Origin of the sequence: Polaribacter sp. Hel1_33_96 (genome assembly GCF_002846595.1) — a bacterium.
Taxonomy (GTDB): domain Bacteria; phylum Bacteroidota; class Bacteroidia; order Flavobacteriales; family Flavobacteriaceae; genus Polaribacter.
On sequence record NZ_PJMV01000001.1, the window covers coordinates 2,319,972 to 2,338,074 of the forward strand.

Annotated in this window: 10 protein-coding genes and 1 pseudogene; 3 read left to right on the plus strand and 8 right to left on the minus strand. The window is 33.1% G+C overall.

All coding sequences use genetic code 11. From position 1 onward, the window contains the following. The 8 genes and pseudogenes from ATE90_RS10090 to ATE90_RS10125 form a co-directional block, all read right to left on the minus strand. Positions 1-2,496, minus strand: a complete 2,496-nt coding sequence (locus ATE90_RS10090) for a heavy metal translocating P-type ATPase (protein ID WP_101451356.1) — start codon at positions 2,494-2,496, stop codon at positions 1-3. Next, a complete protein-coding gene (locus ATE90_RS10095; RefSeq protein ID WP_036787485.1) occupies positions 2,496-3,734 on the minus strand; it encodes a TolC family protein in 1,239 nt (412 codons plus the stop codon). Before ATE90_RS10095 ends, ATE90_RS10090 begins: the two co-directional genes overlap by 1 nt. Then, entirely contained in the window at positions 3,731-7,432 is a 3,702-nt protein-coding gene (locus tag ATE90_RS10100) for an efflux RND transporter permease subunit (protein ID WP_101451357.1), read from the minus strand. The genes ATE90_RS10095 and ATE90_RS10100 overlap by 4 nt, the downstream gene beginning before the upstream one ends. Positions 7,433-7,541: 109 nt before the next feature. Further along, entirely contained in the window at positions 7,542-7,955 is a 414-nt protein-coding gene (locus tag ATE90_RS10105; protein WP_297801438.1) for an HYC_CC_PP family protein, read from the minus strand. A gap of 221 nt (positions 7,956-8,176) precedes the next feature. Continuing rightward, complete coding sequence (locus tag ATE90_RS10110) at positions 8,177-8,734, minus strand: thioredoxin family protein (protein WP_036787492.1); 558 nt, start codon at positions 8,732-8,734, stop codon at positions 8,177-8,179. A 50-nt stretch (positions 8,735-8,784) separates the two neighbouring features. Then, entirely contained in the window at positions 8,785-9,996 is a 1,212-nt protein-coding gene (locus ATE90_RS10115) for an NAD(P)/FAD-dependent oxidoreductase (RefSeq protein ID WP_036787495.1), read from the minus strand. After that, complete coding sequence (locus tag ATE90_RS10120) at positions 9,993-10,922, minus strand: GYDIA family GHMP kinase (RefSeq protein ID WP_101451358.1); 930 nt, start codon at positions 10,920-10,922, stop codon at positions 9,993-9,995. The genes ATE90_RS10115 and ATE90_RS10120 overlap by 4 nt, the downstream gene beginning before the upstream one ends. A 486-nt stretch (positions 10,923-11,408) precedes the next feature. Further along, positions 11,409-12,677 (minus strand): annotated as a pseudogene (locus ATE90_RS10125) (hydroxymethylglutaryl-CoA reductase, degradative); the annotation flags it as partial. 143 nt (positions 12,678-12,820) lie between these two features. On the opposite strand from ATE90_RS10125, the gene ATE90_RS10130 reads away from it, so the two are divergent. The 3 genes from ATE90_RS10130 (at position 12,821) to ATE90_RS10140 (ending at position 18,069) form a co-directional block, all read left to right on the plus strand. Further along, positions 12,821-15,013, plus strand: coding sequence for a S9 family peptidase (locus ATE90_RS10130; protein WP_101451359.1), 2,193 nt, complete (start codon positions 12,821-12,823; stop codon positions 15,011-15,013). 31 nt (positions 15,014-15,044) lie between these two features. Further along, complete coding sequence (locus ATE90_RS10135; protein WP_036787506.1) at positions 15,045-16,454, plus strand: peptide MFS transporter; 1,410 nt, start codon at positions 15,045-15,047, stop codon at positions 16,452-16,454. A 67-nt stretch (positions 16,455-16,521) separates the two neighbouring features. Continuing rightward, positions 16,522-18,069 carry a peptide MFS transporter gene (locus ATE90_RS10140; RefSeq protein WP_101451360.1) on the plus strand — a complete coding sequence of 516 codons (1,548 nt, stop codon included), beginning with the start codon at positions 16,522-16,524 and terminating at the stop codon, positions 18,067-18,069. The last annotated feature ends 34 nt before the right edge of the window (positions 18,070-18,103 follow it).

The window sequence follows — 18,103 nt, forward strand, 5'->3', positions numbered from 1 at the left end:
TTATATTTTAATATTTCGCAATCTTAATGCATTGGCTATTACTGATACTGAACTAAAACTCATGGCTAATGCCGCGATCATTGGAGAGAGTAATAAGCCAAAAATCGGATATAAAACACCTGCGGCAATTGGAACGCCCACCACATTATAAACAAATGCAAAAAATAAGTTCTGTTTTATATTTTTAACCACACCGTGACTTAATTTTTTAGCTTTTACAATCCCTTGTAAATCGCCTTTAACCAATGTTATTGTTGCACTTTCAATGGCTACGTCTGTGCCAGTTCCCATAGCGATACCGACGTCGGATTGTGCTAATGCGGGTGCATCATTAATACCATCGCCTGCCATCGCAACAATTTTGCCTTGTTGTTGAAGTGTTTTTATTTCCTTGAGTTTATCTTCCGGAAGACATTCGGCTTTATAGTGTTTTAAATTTAACTGTTCCGCTACCGCTTTAGCTGTATTCTTATTATCTCCAGTTAACATGATGACTTCAACACCATTATTTTGTAATTCTTTAATAGCCTTTTGACTTGTTTTTTTAATAGCATCGAAAATAGTAACATAACCTACCGCTTCATTTTCTACTGTTATGTATGATACTGTTTTTCCTTGTTCTTGTTCAGCCTTTACTTCTTTTGCTAAACTTTCAGTTATGACAATAGAGAATTGTTCTAATAGTTTGGCATTTCCTAAAGCCACTTTTTTATCACCGACTTTACCAATAACACCTTTACCTGTAATAGCTTCAAAATCGTTTACTTTACTAATTGATACTTTTTTTGATTTACCATAGTTCACGATTGCTTCGGCTAAAGGATGCTCACTATATTGGTTCAAGGATGCTATGTAATGTACTAACTTAGTTTCTTTCACAGCACTAGTTGCTATTACCTTTTCAACTGATGGCTTTCCTTCTGTAATCGTTCCTGTTTTATCTATAATTAATATGTCTACTGTATTCATTTTCTCTAATACTTCTGCATTTTTAATCAAAACACCAGATTGTGCACCTCTTCCAACTCCAACCATTACTGACATTGGTGTCGCTAAACCTAACGCACATGGACAAGCAATAATTAATACCGCAATTGCATTTATAAAAGCATAAACATAAGGTGGTTCTGGACCAAAATTCACCCAAACAGTAAAGGTTATTAACGAAACTAATAATACTATAGGAACGAAGTATTTAGAAATTCTATCCGCCAATTTTTGAATAGGGGCCTTTGAACGACTTGCTGTATTTACCATCTGAATAATTTGAGAAAGTAAAGTTTCTGAACCTACTTTTTCAGCTTTCATTATAAACGACTTTGTGCCGTTAATTGTTCCTGAACTGACTTTATCACCAATATTTTTATCTACAGGAATAGGCTCACCAGTAATCATGGACTCATCAACACTACTATACCCCTCTGTAATACTGCCATCAACGGGTATTTTTTCTCCAGGTTTTACACGTAATAAATTACCTTGTTCAATTTTATCAATAGCTATTAGTCTATCGACACCATCTGCAACCAAGGTCGCTGTTGATGGCACTAACTTTAATAATTCTTTTATAGCACCACTGGTTTGACTATGTGCTCTTGCTTCTAATAACTGGCCCAATAACACTAATGTAAGAATGACAGTAGCAGCCTCAAAATACACAAATACGTTACCATCAGATGTTTTAAAATCTTGCGGAAACACCTCAGGAAACAACATGGCAAAAACACTAAATAGCCACGCTATACCAGAACCAATTCCAATAAGCGTAAACATATTTAGATTCACTGTTTTAATAGAAGTCCAGGCACGTTTAAAAAACATCGAAGTGGCATAAAAAACCACTGGAAAAGACAATCCAAATTGAATCCAATTCCATTGCTTTTGATCTAAAATAGCATACAAAGGATTGTTATATATCATTTCGGACATTGCTATTAGAAATATCGGCACAGTAAAGGCGACTGCAATCCCAAACTTTTTTAAAAGCCTTTTATATGTTTTATCTTCTTCGGAAACATCTGCTTCCAAAGCGACTAAATCCATGCCGCAAATGGGACACGAACCTGGTTCATCCTTCATGATTTCTGGGTGCTTTGGGCAAGTGAATTCTGTGCTTTTCGAGGTTAAGCTAATTTCTTCAACCAGATCCATTCCGCATACAAGACAAACGCCTGATTTATTATAGATTTTATCGACTTCGCAATGCATTGGACAATAAAACACCCCTGTACCTTTCCCTATTAGTTGTTCTTTTTTTTCTTCTTTAGAATGTTGATGATCCTCTACTGAATTATGAATACTATATCTATCACCATCATTTTTTAAGGCTTCTTGAAAACTTTCTAATGAAATATGTGATTCCATTTCAATTGTGGCTTCTGCCTTTTCTAAATCAACCCTAGCTTTTGAAACTCCCTCTACTTGTGATAGTGTTTCTTCAACATGACTGCGACAACCCTTACAAGTCATTCCGTGTATATGATAAGTATTTGTCATTATTGCTGAGTTAGATAATTAATAATCGTGGTTTGCACATAATAGGTCTTTACCGCTTCTATTTGATTCATTTGAAACTTCAATTGTAATTCCTGAATATCTAATACATCATTAAAATCAATCGTACCTGTTTCATAGCTTTTAATGAGAATTTCTTCTGCATCTTTCGCCTGATTTAAGTTTTTTGTTTGGGTGGCATGTCGTATTCTTGATGAAACTCTATCGTTAATCGCTTTATTTAAAAGGGTTTCTAACGTATTCGATCGTTCTTGTTTTTGGAATTCAATTTCCTGCTGTTGCAAGTCGTTTTGCTTGCTTTTCGATTTGTATTTTTTGTTAAAAATAGGTATTGATAATGAAACCATTGGCATAATAATGTCTTTACCATTATCTCTAAAATCCATATTAGGACGCTTGTCTACGCTGATATAATCTAATCCAAAACCAACCATTGGACTGCTTTCGTTTTGGTTCAACAATTCAGATTGTTCTACTGAATGATAGAGCTTATCATATTTAAGTAATTCAGGATGTAATGCTAAATTTTCCAAATATATTTCAAAATCTTCTGAAGGAATATTCAATTTATATATCACATTGACTATAATAGCTTTGTCCCGATTTAAGAGTTTATTAAAAGTGGTTTGTTCAGAAAGAAATTGTTGCCTTAAAATAGCTAATGATTGTTGCATTTCATTCTGACGCATTTGTAATCGTAATACATCAACTGCTGAAGCTTTACCAACTTCAACGGAAGTCAACGCCAATGTTTCATAGGTATCCAATAATTTGATGTTTTCTTTTAATACTGCCTGTTTCGCTTTATTTGCATAGAGATTGTAATAGGATTTTGAAACTGAGGCCATTAGTTTCCGCTTAGCAATAACAATATCCTCGTATTTAGCATTTGCCAAAGCACTCACATAATTCTCTCTTGTAGTAATATTGCCAAACCAAGGCAACATTTGTTTAGCTGAAACTTTAAAGCGTTGTGCACCTGTGCGTGTTTCTGGTTCGCTTAAAAAATAACCTATACCAAATTCAGTATTTGGTAACGTATTTACCTCATTTATTTTTTCAGAAGCAATATTGTATTGCAATTCAAACTTTTGAATTTCTGGATTATTTGCTAATGCTTCTTCAATAAAGGTTTCTAATTCTTGTGCATTTCCTAAAAGACCCAAGAAACAAAAACCAAGAGCCAAGACTAATTTTATATTGAACTTGTTATGTTTCATTTTGCTGTTCTTTTAAGTTGAAATTCTTGTTTCCAGCTGTACAAAACTGGAACAACAAATAATGTAATTAAAGCGATTAGCATGCCACCAAAACTTGGGATTGCCATAGGAATCATAATATCACTTCCTCGTCCTGTTGATGTTAAAATAGGTAATAAAGCCAGTATCGTTGTTGCTGTAGTCATCAAACACGGACGAATACGTTTTTCTCCTGCCTCAACTATTGATGCTCTAATTTCTTTCTTGTTTTCTGGCGTATTTCTGGCGAAGGTTTGTTTTAAATAAGTCGCCATAACTACACCATCGTCGGTTGCTATTCCAAATAAGGCTATAAACCCAACCCAAACGGCTACACTTAAATTAATAGGGTGCATTTGAAGTAAATCTCGCATATTTTCCCCCAAGAAATTGAAGTTTAAAAACCAATCTTGACCATAGAGCCAAATCATTATAAAACCACCTGCAAATGCTACCGCGATTCCTGTAAATACCATAAGCGATGTAGTGACAGAACGGAATTGAAAGTATAAAATCAAAAAGATAATGACTAAAGCTAAGGGCACTACAACTGATAACGTTTTTTCTGCTCTTAATTGATTTTCGTAAGTTCCAGTGAACTTGTAGTTGATGCCCTTTGGCACTATTAATTCACCTGAATTAATTTTTTGCTGAATTAAAACCTGTGCATTTTCAACAACAGTCACCTCGGCAAAACCATCTAATTTATCGAATAAAACATAGCCTACTAAAAACGTGTCTTCACTTTTAATAACTTGCGGACCTTGTTCGTATCGAATGGCTGCCAATTCACTTAATGGTACTGAACTACCTTTTGCAACAGGAATATATATTTGCTTTAAATCGGTTGGATTAGCACGTAATTCTCTCGGATAGCGCACACGAACTCCGTAGCGTTCTCGACCTTCAACGGTTTGGGTTAATACCATACCACCAATAGCAACTTTTAATACATCTTGCACATCCTGTATGCTTATGCCGTAGCGCGCAATTTTGGCTCTATCAATATCGATTAGCAAATAGGGTTTACCAACGATACGGTCTGCAAAAACTGCTTCTTGTTTGACACCTTCAGCTTGTTTAAGTATGTTTTCTAATTGAACTCCAAATGCCTCAATTTGTTTTAAATCTTGCCCTTTTACTTTTATACCCATAGGTGCTCGCATTCCTGTTTGAAGCATCACTAATCTAGTTTCAATGGGCTGCAACTTTGGTGCTGACGTTACACCAGGTAATTTGGTAACTCTTACGATTTCATTCCAAATATCATCTGGTGATTTAATTTCTGGTCGCCAATTCCGATAAAACTCACCATCATTATCTGAAATGAGTTGTTCTTTTGCATTGAAAGATTGCCAAGCTTCGCGTTGTTCCGCTCGCAATGCCATTCCGTTTTTTAATACATATTCGCCATCATCATTAACTTTGTAGCGCTGGCGAACCCCTTCGGCATTCAGCATATATTCAGGTTTATACTGAATAATGTTTTCATACATCGATAATGGTGCTGGGTCTAGAGCAGATTCGGTTCTACCTGCTTTACCAACTACCGTTTTAACTTCTGGAATACTAGCTACCGCCATATCCAATTGTTGTAAAACACGCTTATTTTCTTCAACACCAGAATGTGGCATTGAGGTTGGCATTAATAAATATGAGCCTTCATTTAAAGAGGGCATAAATTCTTTACCAGTATTCTTCATGATAAAAAATCCAGCAATAACAATAGCTGTTGGCACTGACAAGAACAACAACTTGTTATCTAAACACCATCTTAAAATACGTGTATAATACCTCTGAAATAAAATAAAAACACTTAATAATCCAAAGCAAATAATACTTACAAAAATGAGATTCCAAAAGATGCTTTTATCTACACCTAAAGGTCTCCAATATTCAGCTAGAAGAAATACAATTGCAGCTACGGAAATGATGATATTGATACCATTCGTAAGCTTTTCATTTAATTTTTCTTGAAGTTTTAATGCGCCTGTAATTCCAAAACCTATCAAAATAACGCCTAACCAATAACTATAGATAACTCCTAATATTCCCGCCAAAATTAAAGCTGCGTTTATAATGTAACTGAAATTCTTTTTTATGCTTTTTCTTCGAAATAAAAAGGCAGCAAAAGGCGGAATTAAAAACAAAGCCACAATAATTGAAGCGGTTAAAGCAAAGGTTTTTGTATACGCTAATGGTCTAAATAATTTTCCTTCTGCACCAATCATCGTAAAGACTGGAATAAAACTAATGATCGTTGTCATTACTGCTGTGACTATGGCACCAGAGACTTCTGCTGTAGCATTATAAACTACCGTATTTATTGGTAGTTTACCATCGTCTTCATCGAGGTGCCTAATAATGTTTTCAGAAAGTATGACGCCTACATCGACCATTGTACCAATAGCAATAGCAATACCAGAAAGTGCTACAATATTAGCATCAACACCAAAAAGCTTCATGGCTATGAACACCATCAACACAGCAGCGGGCAAAAGACCTGATATTAATATAGAAGCTCGTAGATTAAATACCATAATGATAATCACAAGAATGGTTATTAGAATTTCTAAGGTTAATGCTTCATTTAGTGTTTCTAATGTTTCTTGAATTAATTCTGTTCTGTCATAAAAAGGAACAATCGTGACTTGAGAGGTTCTACCATCTGCTAACACTTTAGAAGGTAATCCTGCGCTTAACTCATTGATTTTTTCTTTTACATTATTAATGACTTCCATCGGATTAGCTCCATATCTGGCTACTACAACGGCGCCAACAACTTCAGCACCTTCTTTGTCTAATAAGCCTCTGCGTGCTGCAGGACCTAACGATACTTTACCTATATCTTTAATTCGTATGGATGTATAATCTTCAGAAGAAACCACTGCGTTTTCTATATCCTCAATAGATTTCACATAGCCTAACCCACGCACTAAATATTCTGCTTGGTTAATTTCTAAGGTTTGTGCACCAATGTCTTTATTACTTTCCTTGACTGCTTTTACAACTTCACTTAAATCAATATTGTATTGTTGCATCAACTCCGGATCTACATCTACTTGATATTCCTTTACGTAACCGCCAATAGAGGCTACTTCAGAAACGCCGCTTGCAGATGACAATGCATATTTTACATAGTAATCCTGTATGCTTCTTAACTCTTGTAAGTCCCAACCACCTGTAACGTTTCCGTTTTCATCACGCCCTTCAAGTGTATACCAAAAAATCTGTCCTAGTCCTGTGGCATCTGGACCCAAAGCAGGATTAACATTTTCGGGTAATAATCCGCTTGGTAATGAATTCAGTTTTTCGAGGATGCGACTACGACTCCAATAAAACTCCTTATCTTCTTCAAAAATGATATAAATACTTGAAAACCCAAACATAGAAGAACTACGAATCGTTTTTACACCAGGAATACCGAGTAAAGAAGTCGTTAGAGGATAGGTAATTTGGTCTTCTATATCTTGTGGTGAACGACCATCCCATTTTGTGAAGATAATTTGTTGGTTTTCACCAATATCTGGAATAGCATCTACGGCTACAGGATTGCTTGGTAAAAATCCTGTATCCCAATTGAAAGGTGCATTAATAGTTCCCCATCCCACAAAAAGGACGAATAGCAGCACCGCTACCAATTTATTTTCTATTAAAAATTTGATGCTTTTATTTAGCATTAGCTTTGATTATTAAACAGTTACACATTCGTGTTAGAAAAATACCGAACACAACAATTCACCCTTATAACATGCAAGTTATAGGATGATATAATCTATTGTTTAAAAATCAAATTAAATAGGTCTCGTCTAGCTTGTATAGGGGTCTTATGACGAGTGGTGGTTTGTATACTTCATAAGGCGATATATTCCTATCGAAACCTGAGAAAAGGTTATGGTAAGTATACACGAATGATGCAATAAATATCTGGTGTTCTAAAGAAATGACATCAATTTGAGATTGTAATTTATCTTGCCCTTCAAGAACTAATTGTTCATTTTTACAACAGTTCTTTTTTGCAAAGGCACAAGCTTCAGTAGAAGGCTTTTGCATTTCCATACCACATCCTTTTGCTTTTTGAAACATAGCAGTTTCTACCAAAGTATCGCCACAATAATGCATATTAATCGTAAATGACATTGTAGAAAATAACACTACAAAAGCCATTAAAATTGACATTATTTTACGGAAGACTTGTCTCATACTAAAAACAAAGTTACAAAATTTTAATAAACGAAATTTTTGTTTAACAGAATTTTAAACCTAAAAAAAGGCTATTCTTCACTTTACAACTATTTTATGCAATCTAAATCTGTGTTTTTTTACTCTAGTGGTATTTCTAGCGTGCATTTTTTAATGATTAAAAAAAAATCTTATCTCTCCTTTAAAATTTTAGTTTTTACTGTCGACCTGAACGTCAAAAACTATAACCGCCACTTTATACCGCAACCCATGCTTGGTTTTTGATTTTCTATAACAGCTCTATTTTCTATTAAATTATTTAAAGAATCTCGTAAATCATTTCCCGTAACAGGTTTTCCGTTTCCAGGTCTTGAATTGTCTATTTGACCGTGATAAACGGCTTTTAAACCTTCATCAAACACATAGATATCTGGAGTACAAGCAGCAGCATACTTTTTTGCTACTTCCTGAGTTTCATCATACAAATAAGGAAAAGGATAGTTTACATCTTTAGCCAGTTGCTTCATTAGATCTGGAGCATCTTCCGGATAATTTTCAATATCATTAGAACTTATTGCAATAAAATTAACACCCTTTTCTTGGTACTCATTTGCCATTTTCACCAATTCATCATTTACATGAATTACAAACGGACAATGATTACAAATAAACATAATAACAGTTCCTTTTTCGCCTTTTGCCTCGCTCAAAGAAAGCGCTGTGTTATCAACTGTATTCAACAAAAGAAAGTCTGGCGCTTTTCTTCCTAAAGGAAACTCATTTGATGCTGTTAATGCCATAATTTATTTTAAACTTTTAGGAACCTCGTTAATAAAATTAATTTAAATTTTTAGTCTTGTGCCAATGCATTTGCACAAATATAACCACCCGTCCAAGCATTTTGAAAATTAAAACCACCAGTAACTGCGTCAATATTTAACACTTCACCCACAAAAAAGAGGTTTGCATGTTTCTTGCTTTCAAAACGTTTAAAATTAATTTCTTTTAAATCAATTCCGCCAGCAGTTACAAATTCATCTTTAAAAGTAGTTCTTCCATTTGCATTAAAGACACCTTTTGTAAGTTGATTTGCTAAATTTTCTAATTGAGAATTATTTAAATCTGCCCAGTTTTGAGTTGGTTTAATGCCAGATGCGACTACAAAACGTTCCCACAATCTTTTAGAAACTTCTGCAAATGGCGACTTTAAAATTACGGTTTTACGAGGTTCTTTCTTTTTTAAATTTAGAAGAACATTCAATACTTTATCCTTTGGTCTAGATAACCAGTTTACTTCTACATTGTATTGATAATTTTTATCTGCTAAAATTCTTGCCCCAAAAGCTGAAAGTTTTAAAACTGCGGGACCACTCATTCCCCAATGGGTAATTAATAAAGGACCTGAAGCTTCTAATTTTGTGTTTACAATTTTTACGGTTGCATTCGGAACGGCAGTACCTAGTAGATCTAACAATCTCTTATCGTTAATATTAAACGTAAATAAAGAAGGCACCGGTGGTATAATCCCATGATCTAAGCTTTCACACAACTCCCATACTTTTTTAGAACTTCCTGCTGCAATTACTAATTTATCAGCTTCAAAAATTTGTTCTTTCGTATTAACAATCCATTTGCTTTCTTGCTGAAACACAGAATTCACTCCATGATTTGTTAACACTTTAATCTTTAATTTATCAACAGCTTTTTGAAAACAATCTATAATTGCTTGACTAGTATTTGCTTCCGGAAAAACACGACTATCATCTTCAATTTTTAAAGGCACTCCTCTATCATCAAACCACTCAAAAGTATCTCCCGTCATAAATTGATGAAAAGGACCAAGTAATTCTTTTTCTCCTCTTGGATAAAATTTCACTAATTCTTTTGGCTCAAAACACGCATGGGTTACATTACATCTTCCGCCTCCAGAAATTTTTACTTTTTGTAAAACATCTTTCCCTTTTTCTAGGATAGTAATATCTAATTCGGGATTATTTTCTTTTGCATTTATTGCTGTAAAATATCCTGCTGCTCCACCTCCAATAATTATTACTTTACTCATAAAACCATTTCTGAATATGTAAGAATTGTTTCAAATCCTTTATTTTTAAAATAAGCAGGTGTCGCTGAATTCCCTGTTGCTAAAACAAAATCTCCTCCCCATGCTCCTAAACTTTTTATTTCTCCAAAATAATCCGAAAATAATTTTTCTTTTACAGGTTTTACCTTGATAATTGAACTGATAATTCTTTCATGCTCTATAATTAACCTATCAAAATCTTCTATTAATTCTACCTTTAAAAACGCATCAGAAATAGCTGAAATCATTTTAATTTCTTTTTCAATATCCTGATTACTTTCCCTAAACTTCGCAATTCCTTCTTTAGAATCTTGCTTTTCATTTAGATGCACAAAAAACAAATTTTCTTTAAAAATTGGATTAAACGATACTTGTTCAACCATTGGTTTTTCATCCTTTATTTCATAAAAAATTGACATATCATTTTGAGCACAAGCAATATCGTAACCACTTCCATTAAAGGAATTCCAAAGTAATTTAAAAGCATCTACTTTTGCCCAAGAGGCAATCGAATTTATTAACGTTGACGAACTTCCTAAGCCCCAATTTCTGGGAAAAGTCAGTTTGGTTTTTACAACAAATCCACTTTCAGAATTCAAAAATTCAGGATTTAAGTTTCTGGCTTCTTTTAATATTTCTAAAAGTGTTTCTGCTATAAAATCTGCATTTCCCTCTGTATCAGAATTAAATGTGCAACTTACTAAACGTAACTTCTGCAAATCAAAAATAGCTTCAAACCAACATTCTCCTGTGTGTGCAAAACTTCCCCAAATTAGCTGTGTTTCTTTAATTTTTTCAACACTTAAATCTTGACCAAATTTAGTAGGGACAGCCAACGATTTTGCACCGTCTAAAACGAGGTATTCTCCTGTTAACAAAAGCTTCCCGTTGGAATAAAAGTTTTTCATTTTCTTATTTTGAAATTTAGTTTACACCAAATTAAATTGTTTAAAATGATGTGTAAAATGTTTTACTTGAAACTTCTTCCAATACTCAAAATCTAACTCACCAAAAAACGGGTGAACTACTGTTCTATTTTTATCTTCCATAAAAACGGTGGTAAATATTTCTATCTGCTTTATTAAATCATTAATTGATTCCTTAATAGAACTAAATTTTAATTTATCAGGCTCTTCTGCTAAAAAAGAAGCTTTAAAACCTATTTGCAATTCGTTTTTTGTCTCTAAAAATGGTTTTCTACGAGCGGCCTTTGTATCTGAGACAAAAACATCCACGTTCCAATTTCCGTTTGCAATCTGAGTTACATCACTTAAATGTTCTATCATTTGTTGGGCATTCATGCTCCCAAAAATAGGTTTGGTATTTTTATTTAATTTTGATAATTGAACTCTTACAAAATCTTCATCTAAAAAATTAACCCAATTAATTTGAGGCTTTCTTAAGGCATTTATTTTTTCGACCACAGCAGAATGCGTAACTGTTCTTTTATCAAAATAAGCCGTAACAATTTCTTTTTCTTCTTCATTTGCTTCAAACTGATTTAAAATATTTTGCAAATGCATTTTCATGTGTCCATGCTGAATTCCCTTTGTTGTTAAAGCTCTTAAAGCTGCAAAATTCTGCGCTAAACCAGCTGAAGCCATAATTTGCATCAAGGTTCTTGCAGATGGTTTTTGTAACATTTCTAAAGATAATTTTGCCATTGGATGCAATGCCGTTAAACCACCAACAGTTCCTATAGCTAATGGGATTTCTATCCAAAATTTAAAAATATCATTTTTAATTTCACAATGAGACAAGCTAGTATATTCTCCAGATCTTGAAGCATATGCATGAGCACCTGCTTCTATCGCTCTAAAATCATTACCTGTAGCTAACACAACAGCGTCAATTCCATTCATAATTCCTTTATTATGTGTCACTGCCCGATAAGGTTCTATTTCTGCAATTTTAACTGCTTGATAAAATTTTTCTGCAAACTTCTGAGGATTATTACCCCCTAAATCATCAATCTTACAACTTACCTCTGCTCTTACTAAACATTTTGGAATATAATTTGAAAGGATACTCATTACAATTTCTATGTCCTCTTTTTCAAATTTTGTTGCAATAGCTTCTAAACAAGAATTTATAAAATTTGCTCCCATTGAATCTTTAGTCTCAAAGGATACGTGCAATTGATAATAATTCGATAATTTATTTGTTTTGTCAACTAATTGGATATCTAAAATTCCACCTCCACGCTTTTCCATATTTTTGGTAATGGAAGCTGTTGAGGCAAATAGTTCTGTTTTATTTTGATTGAAGTAATTTTCTAAATCACTTTTATCACCAGAAAACATAAAGTGTACTTGACCAATTTTTTCAGTACCAATAACTGTCGTTTTAAAACCTCCTCTTGTACTCCAAAATTTTGCAACTAACGAAGCAGCTGCTACCACTGAACTTTCTTCTACAACCATAGGAATCGCATATTCCTTATCGTTAATTATAAAATTGGGGGCAACCCCATAAGGCATATAAAAATTAGAAATTGTATTTTCTATGAAATCATCATGAAGTTGCTGTAAATCCTTGTCACTATTCCAATATTGGGTAATAATTTTTACTGTTTCAGCTTCATTCTGAAAGTAATTTTCGGTTAACCAATTTATTTTTTCTTCCTTACTAAACTTAGAAAATCCTGAAATAAGTTTGCTCATTTATGTATCTGTAAACTATCAACAACAAATATAATTTAAACCAATCAAAAAATATGAATTAATCAAGATTTCTACTTTTTACAACTATTTTTTGCAGATTTTTACGTAAACTTGGCAAACATTTATGAAATCTAACGTTTTAAATGAAAAAAATACTCTTTTTAACAGTCATCACACTTTTAATAGGTTGTAATAAAACTCCAGAAAAATCTTCAAATTTAACATTAGGATCTAAAGAAATTACACTCGAAGAAATTTGGAATGACACGTTTTCACCGGTAAGAATGAATGCGTTAAACTCTATGAATGGCAATTTTTATTCTTTATTAAATACGGATAAGGAAACAAACGAAACAACTGTAGATAAATACAGCTATAAAACTTTAGAAAAAGTTGAAACGATTGTAAGTAGCAATGATTTAAAAGACTTAGAGAGTTTTTCTTCTTACAGTTTTAACAATGATGAAACTAAAATTATCTTAGGTACTGACTTTCAAAAAATCTTTAGACGTTCTTTTAAAGGAACATTTTATGCTTATGATATTGGATCAAAAAAACTCACATTAATAGGAAAAAATATTCAAGAACCTATTTTTTCTCCTGACAATCAAAAAGTTGCCTTTGCGAAGAATAATAATATTTTTATAAAAAATATTAAAAGAAATACCATCAGTAAAGTGACAAAAGATGGTGAAATAAATAGTATTATCAACGGAATTACTGATTGGGTTTATGAAGAAGAATTTGGTTTTGTAAGAGCTTTTGAATGGAGTAATGACAGCAAAAATTTAGCTTATTTACGCTTTGATGAAACAAATGTTCCTACCTTTTCTATGGATTTGGTTGGCACCGGAAACTATCCTAAGCAGCAAGTTTTTAAATACCCAAAAGCTGGGGAGAAAAATGCAAATGTAACGTTGCACATGTATACAGTTTCTTCAAATAACACCAAACAAGTAGCATTGGGTGATTATGAATACATTCCAAGAATTAAATGGTCTAATGATGCTAATATTTTAGTTGCAACTACTTTAAATCGTCATCAAAATAATTTAAAATTACACAAAGTAAACGCTTCAAAAGCGAACGCCACTTTGTTGTTCAATGAAACTGACAAAGCATATATCGATGTCACAAATAATCTTACTTTTTTAAATGACAATAGCTTTATTTGGACAAGTGAAAAAGACGGATTTAATCATATTTATCATTATAATTTTAAAGGAAAACTTATCAATCAAGTTACAAAAGGAAACTGGGAGGTAACACAGTATTATGGCTTTAACGAAAATAAAAATACTATCTACTATCAATCTGTAGAAAATGGATCTACAAATAGAGGTGTCTATGCTATTGGCATAGATGGCAAAAAGAAAAAGTTATTGAGCAATAAAGATGGTCAAAATACTGCTGCTTTTAGCAAAAACTTAAACTACTTTATCAATACGTTTTCATCTGCAGAAATTCCACCAATCTATGCTTTATTTTCTGGTGAAGGAGAAATGTTAAAAGTAATAAAGGACAACACTCAATTAAAAGAAGATTTATCAGCCTATAAAATGAGTCCTAAAGAGTTTTCAACGATTAACATTAATGGAAACGATTTGAATATGTGGATGTTGAAACCTGCAAATTTTGATGAAAATAAAAAATATCCAATGTTGATGTTTCAATACTCGGGTCCAGGATCACAACAAGTGGCAAACAAATGGAATGCAAGCAATGATTACTGGCACAATATGTTAGCACAAACAGGCATGATTATAGTTTGTGTAGACGGACGTGGAACTGGTTTTAAAGGCGCTGACTTTAAGAAATCTACGTATTTAAATTTAGTAAAATATGAAACAGAAGATCAAATTGCTGCAGCCAAAAAATTAGCAGAACATTCTTACATTGATCAAAATAATATTGGTATTTGGGGCTGGAGTTTTGGCGGTCATATGAGCACCAATGCGCTTTTAAAAGGAAATGATATTTTTACAACCGCCATTGCTGTTGCACCCGTAACTTCTTGGCGTTTTTATGATACCGTTTATACAGAACGATTTTTAAGAACTCCTCAAGAAAACCCGGTAGGTTATGATGAAAATTCGCCTGTAAATTATGCCGAAAAATTAAAAGGGAATTACTTATTAGTGCATGGAACAGGAGATGACAATGTACATGTACAGAATTCCTATAGAATGATAAATTCTCTAATTGAAGCTAACAAACAATTTGAAATGTTCATGGTTCCAGACAGAACACATGGAATATATATAGGAAAAAACACACGCTTAAATTTGTATACTAAAATGACAAATTTTATACAAAAAAATTTAAATAAAAAGTAAACTAAATTAATAGAAATAAAAGGATAAACTTATGTCAGATACTACTATGAAATTACCGCATCAAAAAGAGCTATTTGGGCATCCAGCAGGCTTATATGTTTTATTTTTTACAGAAATGTGGGAACGCTTTTCTTATTACGGAATGCGAGCAATATTAGTGTTATACTTGGTAGCAAAAACTCAAGGTGAAAACTCAGGGCTAGGCTGGACCAATGGTGAAGCCTTATCTTTATATGGAACGTACACTATGCTAGTATATGTTGCTTCTATTCCTGGTGGCTGGATCGCAGATAAATTTCTTGGACAAAAGAAATCTGTACTCTATGGTGGAATACTTTTAGTTGCTGGACATAGCGTTTTGGCTATTGAAGAAATGTGGGCGTTTTATTCAGGATTAGGCCTAATTATTGCTGGTGTAGGCTTGTTAAAGCCAAATATTTCTACGATGGTTGGTGGGTTATACAAGCAAGGAGATATTAGAAGAGACAAAGGTTTTACAATTTTTTATATTGGAATTAATGTAGGTGCATTTCTATCCAGTTTAATCGTTGGTACCGTAGGAGAAGTTTATGGGTGGCATTATGGGTTTGGACTAGCCGGAATAGGAATGGCAGCAGGTTTAATTCAATATCTTTTTGGACAAAAATACTTAAAAAGCGTTGGTAACTTTCTTGGAGCATCAGAGAATAGAGCTGATAAAGACCTAATGAACAAACCTTTAACTAAAATAGAAAAAGATAGAGTAGTTGTTTTATTACTTTCTTTTCTATTGGTTATTATATTTTGGGGAGCATTTGAACAAGCTGGAGGTTTGATGAATCTTTATGCATCAGATAAAACTGATAGAGTTTTATCTTTTTCTCTACCTTTTATAGGGAATGAAGTGCCAGCATCTTGGTTTCAGTCCTTAAACGCGATGTTTATTATATTTTTAGGAACTACAGTGGCAGGATATTGGGCAAATAGAAAGTTAAAGGGGAAAATTTCTACATCCTTATTTAAAATGATACTAGGTCTAATTATCATGGGAACAGGATTCTTTTTTATGACGGCTGCTGCGGCACAATATGAAACCAATGGAGCTTCCGCTATGTATTGGTTAGTTTTAGCGTATTTGTTCCACACAGTTGGTGAGCTCTGTATTTCTCCAGTTGCTTTATCTTACATTACAAAACTAGCTCCTGTAAAATACGCCTCTTTGATGATGGGAGTTTATTTTGCAATGACAGGCTTTGGTAATAAGATAGCAGGATGGTTAGGTGAAGCTTCTGAGAATTTAGGTGAATTTGTGATTTTCACAGGAATTGCTATTTTGTGTGTTATTTTTGGTTTTGTGGTAATGTTATTCCGTAAGAGATTGGAGAAATTAACGCATGGCGCTGAAGACAATGAGCATATAATTCATGACGAAACAGAAGGTTTCGAGTTGGCAGACAACTAAAATAAAAACCATTAAAACCTTCAAAAATTGAAATTTATGAGGGTTTTTACTTTTTCAAAAAATTATTATGAGCACAACAGTTACTTCAAAAGAATTTAGTTTATTAAATCATAAACCTGCCCTTTTTGTTTTGTTTTTCACAGAAATGTGGGAACGTTTTTCTTATTATGGAATGCGTGCCATTTTTGTATTATTCTTAACAGCTTCGTTCTCTGATGGTGGCTGGGAATGGACCAGAGAAAGAGCCATTGGTCTTCTAACTATTTATACTAGTTCTGTTTATTTAACACCTTTAATAGGGGGTATTATTGCTGATAAATTCTTAGGGTATCAAAAAGCTGTGGCTCTAGGTGCTTTGGCAATGACATTTGGGCATCTTGCTATGTCTTTAGAAACAGAAATTACTTTATATATTGGTATAAGTCTACTAATTATAGGAAATGGATTGTTTAAACCGAATGTTACTTCTATCGTTAGTGGTTTGTATGATAAATATCCTGAACGTAAGGACGGCGCTTTTACTATTTTCTATATGGGTGTAAATGCTGGTGGATTCCTAGGTGTTCTCTTATGTGGATTTTTAGCAAGCAACCTAAGTTATTCTTGGGGCTTTGGTTTAGCTGGTATTTTTATGTTTTTAGGAACTTTACAATTTTGGTTTGGTAGAGAAATCTTTGAAAGTATTGGAGTAACTCCCTCTAAAAAAGCTGATATTTCTAATGCAATTACTGATGCTGAAATCACTGAAGAACAAGTTCCCGAAAATATTCAAAGAGATCGATATATTGTGGTTGCTATTTTGGCTTTTTTTACAGTTTTCTTTTGGGCTGCTTTTGAACAAGCAAGTGGTTCTATGAATATTTTTGCAAGAGATTATACTCAAAGGGCATTAACCGGAAACTCAGCGCTAATATTTAAAATTGTAGATGTATTAGTTTCCACAGTTCCATTGCTTATTATTTCTTGGGTTTTATTAAAGTTATTTGGACAAACATTTAAAAAAATATCTTTATCAAACATTGTATTAGGAATTAGTTTTTTAAGTATCTGGGGTATTGTAATTTGGAAGCTTAATGTAATTATTACTCAAGAAAACACAGAAATTGAAGCTTCTTGGTTTTTAATTTTAAACTCATTATTTATCATCTTTTTAGCGCCATTATTTTCTAAATGGTGGGAAAGTAAATTCAATCCTTCTGCAGCTGTCAAGTTCGGAATTGGAATGATTCTTTTAGGAGTTGGTTTTGGAGCTTTAGCTTATGGATCTAGTGGTATTGAACAAGGAGCTAAAACAGCTTCTGTAAGTTTAATATGGTTAGTTTTGGCATATTTATTGCACACAATGGGAGAATTGTGTGTGTCGCCAGTTGGGTTATCTTATGTATCAAAATTAGTTCCAGCGAAAAAGATAGGGATGATGTTTGGTATTTGGTATTTAGTTAACTTTTTAGGAAACCTAATCGCTGGTTTAGTAGGAAGTTCTATCGATACGATAGTTGCTAAATATTCGATGTCTCATTTCTTTTTAATATTCACTGTTATTCCTGGAGTAGTCGGTTTAATCTTTTTAGTATTAAATCCACTAATCAAAAAACTAATGCATGGAATTCGATAATTTATATATTTGGCATATCAATTGCAATCAATAA

Bases quoted from the DNA above. Each gene is read 5' to 3' on its own strand.
- ATE90_RS10105 (WP_297801438.1), bottom strand. From the start codon at position 7,955: ATGAGACAAGTCTTCCGTAAAATAATGTCAATTTTAATGGCTTTTGTA.
- ATE90_RS10130 (WP_101451359.1), top strand. From the start codon at position 12,821: ATGAAAAAAATACTCTTTTTAACAGTCATCACACTTTTAATAGGTTGT.
- ATE90_RS10095 (WP_036787485.1), bottom strand. From the start codon at position 3,734: ATGAAACATAACAAGTTCAATATAAAATTAGTCTTGGCTCTTGGTTTT.
- ATE90_RS10120 (WP_101451358.1), bottom strand. From the start codon at position 10,922: ATGAAAAACTTTTATTCCAACGGGAAGCTTTTGTTAACAGGAGAATAC.
- ATE90_RS10135 (WP_036787506.1), top strand. From the start codon at position 15,045: ATGTCAGATACTACTATGAAATTACCGCATCAAAAAGAGCTATTTGGG.
- ATE90_RS10090 (WP_101451356.1), bottom strand. From the start codon at position 2,496: ATGACAAATACTTATCATATACACGGAATGACTTGTAAGGGTTGTCGC.
- ATE90_RS10115 (WP_036787495.1), bottom strand. From the start codon at position 9,996: ATGAGTAAAGTAATAATTATTGGAGGTGGAGCAGCAGGATATTTTACA.
- ATE90_RS10140 (WP_101451360.1), top strand. From the start codon at position 16,522: ATGAGCACAACAGTTACTTCAAAAGAATTTAGTTTATTAAATCATAAA.
- ATE90_RS10100 (WP_101451357.1), bottom strand. From the start codon at position 7,432: ATGCTAAATAAAAGCATCAAATTTTTAATAGAAAATAAATTGGTAGCG.
- ATE90_RS10110 (WP_036787492.1), bottom strand. From the start codon at position 8,734: ATGGCATTAACAGCATCAAATGAGTTTCCTTTAGGAAGAAAAGCGCCA.